The sequence below is a fragment of the Shimazuella alba genome (assembly GCF_009831235.1).
Classification (GTDB): domain Bacteria; phylum Bacillota; class Bacilli; order Thermoactinomycetales; family Thermoactinomycetaceae; genus Shimazuella; species Shimazuella alba.
Map to the genome: position 1 here is coordinate 18,929 of NZ_WUUL01000003.1, position 15,956 is coordinate 34,884.

The window sequence follows — 15,956 nt, forward strand, 5'->3', positions numbered from 1 at the left end:
TCAGTATTCCCAAGGGTTTCAGCCGTTTTAAAAGAGACAAACAAACTCTCTTGCGATCCTCATTTCTCAATAGAATAAGTTAACTTTTGTGATACCTCTTCTATCTAGAAGGCACTTTTCATTATATTATATTGAAGGATTAGTACCTGTGGTTCTTGGAGGTTTCATTTATACATACCTATGAAATTGCATTTAGAGGAGAGGTGGATATCCATACAGTCAAGAAACGATTTCTCGTGTGGTTCATTATTTTTTGCACCTGACTCGATTATCATCTCATCTATTTCCTTACTATTTCGTATATAGAGAAATCGGTTTGTTGGTCGCTAGTCAAGTTGACCACACTCTCTGTTTTCCTACATATACATGTGGTAACTGTTGGTTAATCAACCAACAGTTACACCTCCTCTCTAATAAAATCTATAATCAGATTAACTACTTCTTTATGTAGAGTGTTTTGTTTCGACCATTAATCTGCCTGAATTTATAGTATTGAGTACTTTACTCAACATAATCACCTCTAGTACAAAACTTACATATTACTTCCCCATTTTTGTCCCCAGATTCGCATCTCCGAAATCACATTTTTAAAGTCTCTTCCTTTTTCCGTTAAGGAATATTCTACAGTAACAGGTACCGTTGGGTATACTTTGCGATGAATAACTCCATTTCGCTCTAAATGACGCAGTGTATCTGTTAAAGATTTTGTACTGATGTTATCCAAATTTCTTCGCAGTTGATTAAAACGCTGGGAGTCTTGACAAAAAAGTTGACCAAGTACCACAAATGACCATTTCCCACCAAGAACCTGTGTTGCCTGATGAATGGAAAAAAGACATTGTTCTTCATCTGAATTTGTACGCATATCATTCATCCTTACAAAAAGATAGTAAGTTCACTACTTGAAACAATGTGAAAAAATATTGCCTACTGTAAATAGTATTCTATTAAATTTACAATATCAATAGAAGGATAGTATCTAAATATCTTTGTCCAGCAGGATAAAAAGGAGAATGAATGTGACATCTTTAAAAACAATTTTAGTAATCGGAGCTACAGGACAACAAGGAGGAGCAGTTGCAAGAGAACTGATAGAAAATGGATGGGCTGTCCGAGCATTAGTTAGAGATCTAAATAAGCCAGCTGCACAATTCCTTCAGAAACTGGGAGTTGAAATGGTTCAAGGTGATTTGGATAACACTTCCTCTATTCAGAAAGCTATGAAGGATGTTTATGGTGTTTTTAACGTTCAAGCGTTGCATATTGATGACCTTGAAAAAGAAATGCGTCACGGGAAAGCAGTCGCTGATTGCGCCAAAAAAGCAGGGGTATCACATTTTGTCTACAGTTCTGTTGCTGGTGCTAATCGCAATACAGGAATCACAGCTTTTGAAAATAAAGGGGAAATAGAACAATATATTCTCTCTTTGGATCTACCATTCACCATTCTTCGACCTGTTATGTTTATGGAAAACTTTCGATTTACTCTCCAAAAAGTGAATGGGCAAATCATTCTTCCTTATAAAGGTGATCCCGAAACGAAAGTGCAAATGATTGCTGTACAAGACATTGGTGTATTTGCTAGAAAGGTACTGGAAAATCCTAAGCAATATACTGGAAAAGCACTTGAAATCGCAGGTGATGAACTTACAGTGAAACAACTAGAAGATAAAATCAGTAAATACTTCGGCATTCCTGCACAATCCCCAACATCAGCTCCTGAATCAGCACATGAACATGATGGAGTAAAAGCCACTTTATTCTTTATTAAAGAAGGCTATAAAGCAGATATTAAAAGTTTGCGCCAGCTCCATCCACAGCTTTTAAATTTTGAATCTTGGCTATATCAATCTAATATACAGTTTTGAAAAATATTTCATAAGTATGTCCAACTGACTCCTTGCACGTTTAGGAGTCGGTTTATTCTTGTCTAACTATTTTCTAGACTTACCATTTCTCAAAATGGCATGTGTTCTGTTCAATCCATCACTAGGACGACGTATATTCTCCACCATTGACATGGATCGTTTGCCCAGTCATAAAACGTGAGTCGTCAGATGCCAAATAGACATAGGCAGGAGCTAACTCAAAAGGTTGCCCTTGTCGCTCCATTGGATTTTCTACTTGTGTAACCACATCTGCGGAAAAACTCGATGGTATAAGCGGAGTCCAGACTCTGCCCGGAGCAACAGCATTTACTCGTATTCCTTGTTCAATCAAATTATTGGCAAGCGCCCTCGTAAAACCAACATTTGCTCCTTTTGTTGCTGTATAATCAATCAACTGTTTATTCCCCACATATGCAACAACAGAAGCTGTGTTGATTATCGAGCTACCCGCTTGTAAATATGGCAATGCAGCTCTTGTAGTATAAAAATGGGAGTAAATATTTACTTTGAAGGTATCATCAAATTGCTCATCAGTAATATCAAGTAAGCTCAGCTGTTGAAATTGGATTCCCACATGATTGCACAAAACATCCAGTTTCCCATAAGATTCTACTGTCTGATCTACAATATTCTTGCAATGATGCTTATCTCGTAAATCTCCAGGTAAAAGTAAGCATTTCTGGCCAAAATGTTCTACTCTTTCCTTTGTACGAGTAGCATCCTCGTGCTCATCCAGATAAGAAATAGCTACATCTGCACCTTCTTTGGCAAAAGCAATTGCTACTGCTGCACCAATCCCACTGTCTCCACCTGTAATAAGTGCTGTTTTTCCACACAGTTTTCCACTGCCTTTGTAATTTGGATTTTCAATGATTGGTCTGGGAACCATCAATTTTTCTAAGCCAGGCTGGCGCAATTGCCTTTGTTCCGGAACGGTGATCGGCACTTCCTTGTATTGTGTTATTTTTCCGTAATTCGGAACCATTGGGTAATCTGGACAAGTTTCTGGTTTGTAATCGTTATGATCGCTGGACATAGGCACCCCCCTAGACTTTACTTTGCTATACGATATGCTATTGAGAAATGAAGTGTCTCCTTTGAAAATAAAATGAATACTATTTCATTATTCTGGTTATATCGAAGGAGTTGAAAAATTGAAACGAGTTGTTCGAACCAAAAAAATTTCGCTTCTTTTAGTCAATCATTCTGATAGAAAGGTTTCCATGCATTACAACAACAATCCCCTTACATGGAAAATGCCTCTCATCGGACCTAGGCCACCTTACTATTGCAACCCTCAATATGAACATTACTACCCTATTATTTAAAGAAAAATACCCTGAATGACAGCGTAGTCATTCAGGGTATTGCTTACGATGTTGGAGGATACATATCGTTTAACATTTTTTGTAGCAAGCGGAGGTCAAAGCCACGTTTAAGGAGTAATACGCAGTTTGCATTTGCTTCCATAGCCCAAGCAACTTTTTCATTAATTTCACTCGGGTGCCTACTACTTCGTATTCCGATCAATTGATAGTCTTTGAAATAAGACAAATCATACATATTCTCTACCAAATCATCCACACTCCCAACGGATTTGATTTGATTAATAAATGCATTCCATCCATTATTGCGTAAGTTTCGCGGACAATTTTTTCCACTCCATTTGTGGTGTTGAACTACGTTTTCGATCGCGATCTTATGTTTATCCATCAGATACCTCGCAAGCCAAGCTGCATTCGTCTTTGCCTTCTCAAAATCACCATCTTGGTTGACACAGATCTCAATTGCTAGACTTTTTCGGTTGCCTGTACCATTCGATCCATCCCCTGCATGCCAAGCGACCTCATCGTCCGGGATTGACTGCCAAATTTCATGTTCATCAACTGTATAGTGCCAACTTGCGTTTCTATTATTTCCAGAGGATTGTAATCTAGCATGAGCTTCTGCATCTGCACCTTTATTCGTATTATCTGTTTCATGTATGGTAATATAAACTGGTTTCATCGCGATACCGGGTCTTGTATCTTTTAAGCTTGCAGGAATAAGTTTTTGTTTTATTTCCATTTTTCTCTTACTCCTTTCTATTTATCATAGATATTAAGTACATAGTGAGGAACGGCTACTGTATATATATGCAATTAATCTTTTTGAAAAAGAAAACACCAGCACATTTCCATGCTGATGTCGACCCCTAATAGAACTATTGATTTGCTTTTTCCGTTTTATTTGTGAGTAATATACCATAAAACAATAATATTTATTATAAGTAAATCACGAGATAGTTATGTAGAAGCCTATCATAAAGCAGGTATGGAAAATAGAAGATTGGCCGAACATCTACTATTCAGCCAATCTGAAAGTACATCAGAAATCATGATCCTGAACTTGCTACCTTCAACCAGCCCAACCAACTACATGTGCATTTATGCAAACGTTGAGTAATGGTATCTATATTTACTCACTGGATATCATCTGTTGCATCACGCAATTGATGACCATCTCTAGAATGCTCTTTTAGCCGATTTGTAGTTCGCCTGTCCATCATCGAGATCCTATTCGCTTGAATCTTTTGTACTTTCCTTCCCTAATCGTAACATATAAAATCTCGCATCTTAAGTAATGGGGATACAATTTTTTCATTCATTCATCTTCATTAGTGTGAACCTTTAATTCTGCTAGAGCATTAGGAAACAAAGGCATACTCAATTGAAGTACTGCATTAGCATATAATTGAATCTCTTTTTGTGCATCATGTTCTAATCTTTGAGAGAGAAAATGACTCACCGATTGCAGGGATGCCGTCCAATACCAACGGACATACATCCCATATGCAGGCAAGAATAGCCGTGCTTGTTCGGCACAAATCCCATCAGCTAATGCTTCTTCGTATTTCTGAACACCTGCTTCCACATAATCCATAAGTTTCTTTGTGTAGTCTTTCCCTGATTCCGCTTCAATTGCTTGTCCACTTCCCTGTTTGGAGTTTTCCGGTTTTTCCCTCCATTCCCCTGGATTAGGTATATAAAAGATAGGTTCTTCTGTAATATATCTTCTACTAGATTCATTCCATGCTTCTAAACTATCTCCAGTTCCCTCCATATGAGAGGATCCAACTACATACTTCCACCATTGCCTTGCAACCATCAATGGAGCATATATTTCAAACTGCAACATCACATGCCGAAATGGAGAAGTATGTCCTTCTCTTGCTAGAAATCTTATCAATCGTAAGTCTTTTTCACTCCATTCCGTAGATTCTTTTGCATACGAAACCCTTGCAGCATTGACAACGGTTAAATCGGAACCCATGTGATTTACCAGTCGTACATATCCTTTATCCAACACATCTACCAATGTAATTTTGATCACTTCTTTTCCTCTCATTTATGCACAATAAATGGGATTTGTTTCTATTCCTCCTAACAAAGGAGAAAGCATTGATTTTCGTATCATATTTTCAATACTCAAGAAAATGAATCATAGAACTTTTAGCATATTTAGGAACTCATGAGTAATGTGTTCGTATCATTCAATCTTACATAGCTTTTCCGTGTCAACAACTAGATCTCGAAGCACATCAACTGCTTTCTTTGTATTGTCTTTTGATGAAGATAACAATGTAAAAATCTGATCTACTTTTTTCTTATAATCGATAGGCTTAATTTTAAACCGCTCAATTATTGTTACTGCTTTCTTTTCATTGATACAATATTCTTCATTTCTAGCAAATAAAACTTGATTCAAACTAGAAATTGTGCGAAAGCAATGTCCAGCAACGTATGAAACATCATCTTGATCAGCGGATTTATCAGCGAACATCAGAGAAAAAGATGCCTCAAAAATAAACCATTTTATTATAGCTTCTTGTAAAGAATTCGGGTAAGGTCTAGTTTTCGCTTTTAATTCAGCAATTTGGTTTGCTGGGTCAGCTAGTATTTTGCAAATAGATATTTCCCCCATATACATAACATTCAGATAAGCATGAGGGTGGCCTGTTTGATAATGAGAAGTAATAGAGCCTTTTATACAATCATCTATTACTTGTGCAACTCTATTAATATCACGAAATATAAAATCAACATGATGACCTTGAATGACAAGCCACCCACCACCATTAACCCACGGTCCCCACTCACCTATAGATGTAATTAAATTTGTACGATGTTTGTCATCCATTTTAGTGGCAATTTTGTTCAAAGTATTAACATCAAAATCAGCAGATTCATCATAATAAATTCCAATATCAATGTCGGAATTCTCTCGATGCGTCCCCCTTGCTCTAGACCCCCCTAAAACAATTCCTACTACGCCGGGTACACCTTCGAGTTTCCTTTTTACATCTTGAATGATTTCTTGTACAGACACCATTTTTTCATCCTTCCCATTCCTAACTCCCAAAGTATTTATCTTAGAATTCCCACTCGAATTTCAATCCGAGATCTCCCACTGCGGATTCCATACTACTTCCCACAAGTGATTATCTGGATCTTGGAAATATCCGGAATATCCACCCCAAAAAGTGTCATGTGCTGGAACAGTTATCTTAGCACCTGCTTTTTCTGCTTGTTTCATAATCAAGTCTACTTCTTCTTTGGTCCCTACATTATGACCGAGCGTAAATTCTGTAGGACTGGCAGCTGATTGTGGAATTTTTGTATCATGTGCAATATCTTTTCGATTCCAAATGGCTAATCTCAATCCCTGCTGCAAGTCAAAAAATGCTACAGCTCCATGTTCAAACTCTTTTCCAATGATACCTTCTGTAGGTAATCCCAAACCATCGCGATAAAACTCCAATGATCGCTCTAGATCATCTACACCAATAGTAATAACCGTAATTCGCGGTTTCATCAAATACCTCCCATAAACTTGATGATATTAGAATCTTTCATTTGTTATATCTGCATTCACTGCAAATGCAGCGTTACTTCCATCTGCGGCAGCTAGTATCAAAGCAGATGGACTAACTTGAGAAAACTCCCCAGCTGAATAAACATTTTTTTGTGTGGTACGCCCTAAACCATCCATCACCATTACGCCTTTTTCCTTGAATTCACACCCAAGTTGTTCGGCAAATGAATTGGGGCGATGAAACTCTGGTACAATAAATCCCCCTATCCTTTTCATCTTCAGTTCTGAAGCAAACTCTACTGCTTGCAAATATCCATCCTCTCCATGCAATTTTTTTATCGGCTCTGTCACAACGACAATGTTTCTATACTCTAGTTCATTTTTGAGATGTGCAGAAATTTGGTTACCATTTGTTGCTACTACTAAGTCTCTAGACCAATTGTAAACGAGTTTTGCCATATGATGTACGCCTTTTTCTTGCTCAGCAACAACAATTAGAGGTTGATCTCTTAACTCCCACCCATCACAATACGGACAACTAAAGATGCTCTTTCCATAAAAAGTTTTTAAATCTGGGACAGATGGATGTACTTCTGTTAATCCTGCCGCCAAAATAATCTTTTCTGCTATGTATAACTTTTCATCCTGTGTCCTCACTTGGAATAATGTTTGATCAGATCGTTTTTGAATTTGAGTAACTGTTTCTTGAAAAAACTGAACAGATGGATAGTTTTTCAGTTCTTCCAATGCAATATCCTTAAACTCTTCTGGTTTTATCCCATCACGAGTAACAAATCCATGAGAAAGCTGAGTAACACGATTTCGGTTTGTTCCGTTATCGATTAAAGCTACATTTCTTCGTGCTCTGCCTAATACTAAGCTTGCATTTAATCCAGCTGGGCCAGCACCTACTATGACACAATCAAAAATCTCCATATTCCCACCCTCTGTTCCACAGCGTATTCAAACAAAAACAACCGACAGCTTAAAATAATAGGGTCGGTTGTTTCTATTATAACCATTTTCAAAGTCAGTCTAACTATTAGCTTGTTACTTTTATTTGCTAGAAGTACAAAAAAAGGAGAGCTATTTTTTAATTTGTGAGTCTCTCCACTTCCGTTGAAGATCGAAAAAACATTTTGTCTACTTTTTAAACCAAGTTCTGCTTGATGCTTCATAATTTCCTTTCATGTATTGCGTGGTTCTGGTGAGTTCATTCGTCTTTTTTGTCCTCCCAAACCTAGATCTCATTTTGATATCGTAATGAAAAGAAGGAAAAAAGATTAATGATATTTATAAGCTTGCAAAATACGAAGGGGTAGAGCCAGCATCTGGTTACTGAGGGGTAACGTAACCATATAATGGAAAATAAAAATATCTTCTGATGGTCCAGCTTAAAATAGAGTAGCTCTCGAAAATGCAGTTTAGTGGTACTTTTCACTAGATTAAGAGAAACTGTCCCAAGTCTCTTTAGTGATAGCGAATATTTCGTGGTCTTCCCATATTCCATGAATTTTTAAATGATATTTGGATAAGCCTTCGTAAAGGAAACCTACTTTCTCTAAAACTCGGATAGACCCTTTGTTTCCTGGCATAACACCAGCTTGTACTCGATGTAAACTAGCTTCTTCAAAAGCGAATTGTACAGCTAGTTTTACTGCTTTTGTCATATAACCATTTCCTTGCATATTTTCTGCAATAGAGTAACCAATTGTGCAGTTTTGCCAAGAACGGCGTGTAATATTACTTAGGTTTACTCTGCCAATAAGTTCATCATTATTAGTTAAAAAGATTCCAAATCCATAGGAAATGTCTTTTTTCCAATTCATTATTTCGTCTTCTATTACTTTTTGTTGTCCTTCATAAGTAAAATAAGAATCGGGTCGTATCGGTTCGAACAGCGCCAAGAAGTCCCTATTTTGTTGTCTATAGTGACAAAGTGAATTGGTATCATCTAATGTAAGTGCACGAATATAAACAGGTGTGTTCTGCATGTTTTATCACCTATCTCCTCAACGACATTTCTAAATAACTAGCAATTAATCATTTCTCGAAAGCTTAGAATGATTTTTTAGATTCCAAACGACCCATTTACGAATCAGCCGGCACATAAATAATAAATAGACACCCTATCCCCTAGCAAAGAGAAAGTTTACGACATTCTAGTACGATTAATAATAGCAGATGCCACCTCTTTTTTGACCCAGTGAAGGGCACTAGTATTGTTATATAAAATAATTTTTATGTTCAGATACCCACTGCTCAAATGTTCTTGGAGGTTTCCCTGTCAATTGCTCTATGGTTGGCAGAACAGAATAACCAATTTCAGGCGGGTTTTTACCCATTTGCACGAAGAACTCGATATCTTCTTCCTTGTAACCCTCGTCTATCCATTTTTGTTTTGCTTGTTCTTCCGTTAATTCTATGAATTGGAGATCCTTCCCGATAACCTCAGCAATAATTTCCACAGCCTTGACACGAGACAGAGCTTCTGGTCCCGTGAGATAATAATTTTTTCCGTGATGGCCTTCTTTTGTCAAAACTTCAGCGGCTACAGCAGCAATGTCTGCTTCATGAACTCTAGCACTAAGGGTATCCCCAAACGGCTCGTGGACAATCCCTTTGGAGCGAATCGAATCTTTCCAATCCACAAGTACATTACCCATGAATTCTACAGGCTTCAACATGGTCCATTCCATACCACTATTTTGAACTATTTGTTCGATGGGGTTTCCTTCGTAGTCCAATAACACCGTAACACGCTTAACGCCAGCTTCTTTCGCAATTTCAATGATTTTTGGATCGGCTTGAAAGCGAGCAAAAGCATTATCACTAGAGACTATGAAATAAAATGAATGAATTCCCTGAAAACATCTTTTCATCGTTTCTGATACAGTTAGATCTCCTTTTACAACCTCTACTCCTACTGGTAAATCTGCTTTTACAGGGTTTCTAGATACTGCTCTGACTCTTTCTCCTTTATTATGAAGCTGATCCACGAGGTGTCTTCCTACCGTTCCCGTCGCACCAGTAACTAAAATTGTCATGATAATTCTCTCCTGACCTATCTTATATGGTTATATTCAGTTGCAATCGAAATGAAGCAAACCACAGTTTAATGAGAATAAATCTTACGAATCTCTTCAAGTTGTTGAATAAAATCATCCTTAAGCTCATCAGGGGAAACAATTTCAACCTTAGATCCATAGCTTAAAATCACAGATATCGCATAATCTCTTGTATAAAAAATTGTTTGTACATCAATAAAATCTCCACTAAGTGTGAATTCCCCCTGAAATTGTTCCATGACACGTTCTTGTACCCTTAAATCAAAACGGAGATGCACTTGCGTTCCTTGCATCTCTTGTACATAATTTGGACGATTATATTTTGCTCTTGGAGAAAAAGTCTCTTCTAATATTTTGAGATTGCTGATCCTGGAAACACGAAAACACCGCTTGTCTTTACGTAATAAGCAATAACCCTCCAAATACCATATTCCACGCTCCCATAAAAGATGGAATGGTTCTATTTTTCTTTCCGATATTTGACCAAAGGCATTTGTATATCCAAAATCAATTCTTCTTGATTGATCGATTGCTTTTAATACAGGATGTATAACTTTTTTTTCTTTTTCTGAAGCACTCACATCAAATATAATATTTTCCTGACGCTTTCTATTTAATAGAGCAGGCTGTATGGTGCTAAGCTTATGGACTAGTGATGTGAACTTTTGTCCACCAGCAACATCTTCCATACCTTTTAAGAGATTGTAGATCACAGAAAAGTCATCAAGAGAGAAATGCTGCTTCGTTAAGAAAAATCCACTCATTAGTTCAAAACCACCATCTGATCCGGAAAAAGAAGTAACAGGAATACCAGATTGGTTAATCAGTTCTATATCGCGATAGATTGTCCGAACAGATACTTCAAACCTTGCAGCCAGTTCTTTGGCTGTCACCCTTCTTTTCATTAACAATGCCATCGTAATACCAAGCAAACGATCGAGTCTCATTTTCCTGCTCCTTTTTTTAGCATGAAACTATCTCTTTTTCTTTTATAGAAATAAATAGTAATGATAGGACTTTTCCGTGTGAACATACAATCAATCGGTATATTTTTCAATCCTCTCCCTTTCGTTCTTAAAAAATAACTCATCAAACCTGACATCTAGTATGTCAACAATAAAAACTTCTCTAAAAAATATTTTGAGTCGATTACAAATTATCGTAAATGAAAAAATGAGTAGAAAATCTATGGTGAATAAACCCTTCTTCTCTTCGATTTAATTACATTCACGAGAAGTCCAATCTAGGTCCCTAAAACATTATTTTATAATCCATTCCAATATGGAGTTGTGGAGAGCATTAAATGAATGCAATTCGATTTTCACCAATGGGAGTGCAGTTTCACTTACAACTATTTTCTTAAAAGTTATAATTAATGCATATATTGGCACTTGAAGGGAATTATTTACATGGATAAGAAAAAGGATGCTAATAAGCCTGTGGAATTTGGGATTCGAATGAAATTGCCATTGGAAGACATCAGTTTATACTATTTAGCACAACGTGGAAGCTTATTATATGAGAAACTACAAGGTATGTCCTCATCTGAGATTTCTACATTTAATGAAAAATTACAGAAATTATTTTCAGCGGTTACAAATGAAATTGAGCAAATGATAAATTTTTCAAAGCATCTTCCCTTTATTCTAGAAGAGGAAGAAAAAATACAATGGGAGTTTTTTAATTTAGAAAGAGAGTTTCGCATTTATTATTATTTGCGTCAAGCAGACGGACAAATAATAGCTGATTTTGATAAGCGATTAGATCAGATTACCTTTAAATTGTGGAACTCCTATCATCGATATATTGAAACAATAAATGAATACGATGAGATAGAGTCTTAATGGTACGGAAAGTTGGAATACGTGATTATTTGGACAAAAAGCTACCAAAAAAAAATTACAGAAAGATTCATATGAAGACTCAAACACAGGATCAACAGAAAGAAAAACAGAAAAAATCCAGAAAAAATTTGGATCAATAGGTTTTTTAAGTCTTTACCCAATACTAGCAGCCATCTATCTCATTCATGGTTTCAAATCTTATAATTGGTGGGATCTAGCAATTGGTTTCACTTTTCTCGCAACCACATTGGCAGACGTCTACTTTAAGCATTTGAATCATAATTTATTGATCATGTGTATTTCTTTGGGAATCTTATTATTTTTACATGGCGGACAATTTATTACCGGTTTTCCTGAGTACCATATACACGGACAAATACTTATCGTGTTTGGGGTTATCGTCGTTGTAGGAGGAAGCATTCTGGACAAAAGGCTCAGATAGTTTGATTAATCTGTTTCAAAAGAAATTTCTCGATCCCAAAGCATAACTCCCCAGATCTTTCATGCTAAATATTATTAACGTACATTAAAGAGGTTGAACACCGTAAAAGACTGTTGTACCTATCAAATGTAGTATTCTAGATCTGTATGCTTAAAGAGTCCAAAGCCTAGCATTTCGAGATATGATATTCTTCCTTTACAGATTTGTGCAGTAACCATCATTATCTACAAAGGAAAGCTCATGTCTTTTTTTTATCCAATTGTAAATTTATTCAAGCGCTTTTCTTCAAATGGAGTATGTTATAAATATAGTATAGCTATCTATTTAATAAGTTAGTTTTAATACTATCTCCAAAATTATAAGAGGTGAAGAGTATGAAAATACCAAAAGTAGTACATATTACTTTGTTTGGGTTAGGGATGAGCTTGGTAACTGCTTGTTCTAGTGTATCTTCTATTTTACCTGCACCAGGTGACGCTCAAGAAGTGAATGAGGTTCTAAAGAAAGTAGAACCAGTTATGCAAAAGGCATCATCCCATATTGATTACAAATATAGTGTGACTTCTACTGCTAAAACAAAAAGAAGCATAGATGAACAATATAAGATTCATTTTGTCGATGATAATAATTTGACCATCCAAAAAATAAAGGGGGAATACAAAGACGAAGAACCTATTGTTTATATCGATGGTACACAATGGGTATATGATGACATTCTCGATAAAGTTACAACACTAGGAACAGAGGAAAATGCCGCTAAAGCCGAATTGAATGATAATTATGAAGTAATTACAAATTCCTATTTTATGGAAAGAATCAAAGCAATGGGGGATGAAGTGGTTGTAAAAGAGGAAGGGAACTCTATCATACTCTCTGCTGAACTAAAGGAAGGAAGTCAAAAATCGAATGAAACAACTGAGTTAGAAAAGCTATTAAAACGTGAGAAGTCAGATGTATTTGAAGTGAGATTAGCAGATACGAAATTGGGGGAAAATGGGTCTCAGCTCGTATCGTATCAGTTTAAGATGTGGATAGATAAGAAAACCAACCGAATCACTAAGATAGAGAGTACAACAAATGCCCAAATTATGGTTATTACGAAGCGAAATGGTGATTATGTGGAAGACCAAGAAGGTGTGCCTGTTGTGGTAAAAGAAACACTAACCTTTTCAGAAGCACCAAATACGATTGCCAAACCAGAAGATAAAGTAACAGCAGAAGAGAAAAGCGAAGCAGAATATCACTAAAAATATAAAATGGGAAGAGGAGGAAAAATAGTTTGAAAAAATTACTTATCATAGGAATCACAGCGATATTTAGTATATTTGCAGTAGCATGTTCTTCCGAAACGAATACGACTACCAATCAATCAAAAGAAAATACCACTTTAAAAAGTGCAACGGAAGTTGTGAAAAAAGCGAAGGAAAAATCAAGTACCATGAAAGGGGATTCCTATACAGAGCAGTATAAATTGGAACATACGTTTCAATCAGAAGCAGAGGATGGAATGCCTATTAATTTTACGAATGTTCGAATACACAAGTATGAACATGATCGTATATTTAAGCCCTATGCTGAACGCATCATTGGACAATATCAATCGAGCTTTAAGATTAACATAAAAGGATATAAAGATGATGGAGGTGATACAAACACCTTTGAGCAAGAGGAATATCGTGTAAATGGAAAGATATATTACAAAACAAAGGAAGATAAAGAGTGGACTGTCTCTCCTATGGGCAAGGTATCGCCATCTTTTCGATTGAAATTTTTAGACGAGTTGATTAAAATCAATAACGATAAAAATATAAAAATGACCCAAGAGAATGGTTTGTATAAACTTGTCTTCGACAAGACGTATTTTAATGAAAATAAACAACTCTTTGATTTTTATAAGAAAGGTTGGCCATTTCAGCATCCTACTGATTTTGTAGAAGGCAAGCTAAAGAAGGATTCTGGCCAAACTATTTTGTATGATCAAGCTCAATTTAAAAATCCGGTCATCGAGATATGGGTAGATCAAAACAACTTTATGATCAAAAAGTTTTCTATTGTTTCTTCTATTCGTATTCCAACCGTATCTACTGAAAAAGGAAAAGATGGAAAAACCAAAGTGTTCCCTCCTTTTTATATTGAAGAACAATGGTCGGCAGAAACAAAAAATGAATTTACTGGATCCATAAATTTGCCAGCTGGCGTTAAATAAGAAATCCCTTTTCATGATTTTTACATTTTTCTTAACCTTTGATTTAGAAGAAAACCAGCATCCATCGACTGAGAATCAGGTAACCACATAGTGGAATCTATTTGACGGGCTAGAGCAAAGCCCGTCTTTTTTTGGTAGATGGGCTATTTTAGATTTTGATCAAATAATAACAGGGTAGTTCTTTATTATTTTTCAGATGTCGCTTGTTTTTCGATTAGGCTGTCTATTGCATGGAGTGATTTATTTTTTCTTCCCACTAGAAGACCATTATTTGGGTCCGGTAATCCTAGTAATACATTCTTTAGATGGTATAAATAATCAATAGGACTATCATGTTCTCTAAACAATTCAGGATTCCAGTGTCTAATTTCTCCTTCGACAAAAAGTAAATATCTGAAAAACACATGCAAATATATATCCTTTTCAACTTTCATCATATTCTCCACGTCCACCACTGCTTTCTATGAAATTTCCTTGATCATAACCTAGTTTGATAATTAATATTATGATAGCAATCTATAGTAGTGTACAGCAAAGATTCAAGTCGGAATATCAAGTCAGAGTGCATCTAACATATACCTAAAATGGCATGATAGGTATTTTTTACACTGTGACACTCTAATGTAGGAATCGTGTAAATATTTAAATATATAATTATTGTGCACAGATTTTCTTTATCTTAGCATGACGAGGCTGCAATAAAATACGCAATTTGAATCGTGATTTTACATATCCCTGTTCTTTTTTATACCCGAACATTTACTTCAATTTTTGGTTCCCTCTTCCTTAAAATACAAAAGGATGATGGTCTTTTGCTATAATGACCTCTACATAGCTGAAAATTGGAGAGTGAAATATGGAAAATAACGTTTTTGAACAGTTGGCAAAAAGATATGACACAGAAGAAAGAATGAAACTAGCTAAAGTTATTGTTAAGGAAGTAAGACCAGAATTAAGAAATGGAAAATCAAAATCTTTCATAGACTATGGGAGTGGTACTGGTATTATTAGTTTAGAATTATCAAATTTAGTAGAGTCCATTTTGTTGGTAGATTCATCTAAACAAATGTTGGAAGTTGCGAATGCTAAAATTTCTCACAGAGGAATTACCAACGCAAAAGTACTTTATTCAGATTTTACGCAAGAAACTCCTGAAATTCAGGCAGACATAGTTTTAATGTCACTAGTCCTTCTTCATATTCCAGATACTAAAAAAATTTTACAAAAATTATTCACCATTTTAAATGATGGCGGCAAGCTGATTATTGTTGACTTTGACAAAAACGATAAAATAAACCATCCGAAAGTTCATAACGGTTTTTCGCATAACGAACTGAAAAAAAGCTTATCCGAAGTTGGCTTTAAATCAATTGAAATAAGAACATTCTATCATGGTAAATGTATTTTCATGAATCAGGATGCTTCCATGTTTCTATCTAGTAGTATTAAGTGATTTCTTGTGTTTTATCTCTAAAAAAGAACCATTCTTTTGACGAATCGATTTACAAAAAGGTTTCGGTATTCGATATTCAACCCCGAAAAAACTTAAAAATAATAAGGTGCCCTTTCCAGAGAAGAACACCTTATTATTTCTACAATCTATAGGAAGTAATTGGATTCTCGTGAAGCTGTACCTCAGCCCCCGTCAGGCTC

General features: G+C 35.8%; 16 protein-coding genes. 5 read left to right on the plus strand and 11 right to left on the minus strand.

The window, feature by feature from the left end; all coding sequences use genetic code 11:
* Nucleotides 1–532: 532 nt before the first annotated feature.
* Nucleotides 533–865: a winged helix-turn-helix transcriptional regulator gene (locus GSM42_RS05135; protein WP_160800492.1), complete on the minus strand. Its 333-nt coding sequence runs from the start codon at nt 863–865 to the stop codon at nt 533–535.
* A gap of 154 nt (nt 866–1,019) precedes the next feature.
* Here GSM42_RS05135 and GSM42_RS05140 point away from each other — a divergent pair, with 154 nt between their 5' ends.
* Nucleotides 1,020–1,868: an NmrA family NAD(P)-binding protein gene (locus GSM42_RS05140; protein WP_160800493.1), complete on the plus strand. Its 849-nt coding sequence runs from the start codon at nt 1,020–1,022 to the stop codon at nt 1,866–1,868.
* A 121-nt stretch (nt 1,869–1,989) separates the two neighbouring features.
* Here GSM42_RS05140 and GSM42_RS05145 read toward each other — a convergent pair whose 3' ends face one another.
* From GSM42_RS05145 to GSM42_RS05185, 9 genes are all read right to left on the minus strand, one after another.
* Complete coding sequence (locus GSM42_RS05145) at nt 1,990–2,925, minus strand: SDR family oxidoreductase (protein ID WP_160800494.1); 936 nt, start codon at nt 2,923–2,925, stop codon at nt 1,990–1,992.
* Nucleotides 2,926–3,260: 335 nt separating this feature from the next.
* Nucleotides 3,261–3,956: a peptidoglycan recognition protein family protein gene (locus GSM42_RS05150; RefSeq protein WP_160800495.1), complete on the minus strand. Its 696-nt coding sequence runs from the start codon at nt 3,954–3,956 to the stop codon at nt 3,261–3,263.
* A gap of 576 nt (nt 3,957–4,532) precedes the next feature.
* On the minus strand, nt 4,533–5,252 hold the full coding sequence (gene thyX, locus GSM42_RS05155) for an FAD-dependent thymidylate synthase (protein WP_160800793.1): 720 nt from the start codon (nt 5,250–5,252) through the stop codon (nt 4,533–4,535).
* Between the two features lie 165 nt (nt 5,253–5,417).
* The gene (locus GSM42_RS05160) at nt 5,418–6,260 is read right to left on the minus strand and encodes a nucleotidyltransferase domain-containing protein (RefSeq protein ID WP_160800496.1); all 843 of its coding nucleotides are present in this window, start codon (nt 6,258–6,260) and stop codon (nt 5,418–5,420) included.
* Nucleotides 6,261–6,320: 60 nt separating this feature from the next.
* Nucleotides 6,321–6,743 (minus strand): VOC family protein, encoded by a 423-nt coding sequence (locus tag GSM42_RS05165; protein ID WP_160800497.1) that lies wholly within the window; start codon nt 6,741–6,743, stop codon nt 6,321–6,323.
* Between the two features lie 27 nt (nt 6,744–6,770).
* Nucleotides 6,771–7,679: an NAD(P)/FAD-dependent oxidoreductase gene (locus GSM42_RS05170; protein WP_160800498.1), complete on the minus strand. Its 909-nt coding sequence runs from the start codon at nt 7,677–7,679 to the stop codon at nt 6,771–6,773.
* 509 nt (nt 7,680–8,188) lie between these two features.
* Nucleotides 8,189–8,737 (minus strand): GNAT family N-acetyltransferase, encoded by a 549-nt coding sequence (locus tag GSM42_RS05175; RefSeq protein WP_160800499.1) that lies wholly within the window; start codon nt 8,735–8,737, stop codon nt 8,189–8,191.
* 231 nt (nt 8,738–8,968) lie between these two features.
* A complete protein-coding gene (locus GSM42_RS05180) occupies nt 8,969–9,790 on the minus strand; it encodes an NmrA family NAD(P)-binding protein (RefSeq protein WP_160800500.1) in 822 nt (273 codons plus the stop codon).
* Between the two features lie 68 nt (nt 9,791–9,858).
* On the minus strand, nt 9,859–10,758 hold the full coding sequence (locus GSM42_RS05185) for a helix-turn-helix transcriptional regulator (protein WP_160800501.1): 900 nt from the start codon (nt 10,756–10,758) through the stop codon (nt 9,859–9,861).
* A 462-nt stretch (nt 10,759–11,220) separates the two neighbouring features.
* On the opposite strand from GSM42_RS05185, the gene GSM42_RS05190 reads away from it, so the two are divergent.
* From GSM42_RS05190 to GSM42_RS05200, 3 genes are all read left to right on the plus strand, one after another.
* Nucleotides 11,221–11,655 carry a hypothetical protein gene (locus tag GSM42_RS05190; RefSeq protein ID WP_160800502.1) on the plus strand — a complete coding sequence of 145 codons (435 nt, stop codon included), beginning with the start codon at nt 11,221–11,223 and terminating at the stop codon, nt 11,653–11,655.
* An 816-nt stretch (nt 11,656–12,471) separates the two neighbouring features.
* Nucleotides 12,472–13,344: a hypothetical protein gene (locus tag GSM42_RS05195; RefSeq protein WP_160800503.1), complete on the plus strand. Its 873-nt coding sequence runs from the start codon at nt 12,472–12,474 to the stop codon at nt 13,342–13,344.
* 32 nt (nt 13,345–13,376) lie between these two features.
* A complete protein-coding gene (locus GSM42_RS05200) occupies nt 13,377–14,303 on the plus strand; it encodes a hypothetical protein (RefSeq protein ID WP_160800504.1) in 927 nt (308 codons plus the stop codon).
* A 185-nt stretch (nt 14,304–14,488) separates the two neighbouring features.
* Here the strand turns inward: GSM42_RS05200 and GSM42_RS05205 are convergent, their stop codons facing one another.
* On the minus strand, nt 14,489–14,740 hold the full coding sequence (locus tag GSM42_RS05205) for a hypothetical protein (RefSeq protein ID WP_160800505.1): 252 nt from the start codon (nt 14,738–14,740) through the stop codon (nt 14,489–14,491).
* A gap of 419 nt (nt 14,741–15,159) precedes the next feature.
* Between GSM42_RS05205 and GSM42_RS05210 the strand changes: the two genes are divergently transcribed.
* A complete protein-coding gene (locus GSM42_RS05210) occupies nt 15,160–15,756 on the plus strand; it encodes a class I SAM-dependent methyltransferase (RefSeq protein ID WP_160800506.1) in 597 nt (198 codons plus the stop codon).
* The last annotated feature ends 200 nt before the right edge of the window (nt 15,757–15,956 follow it).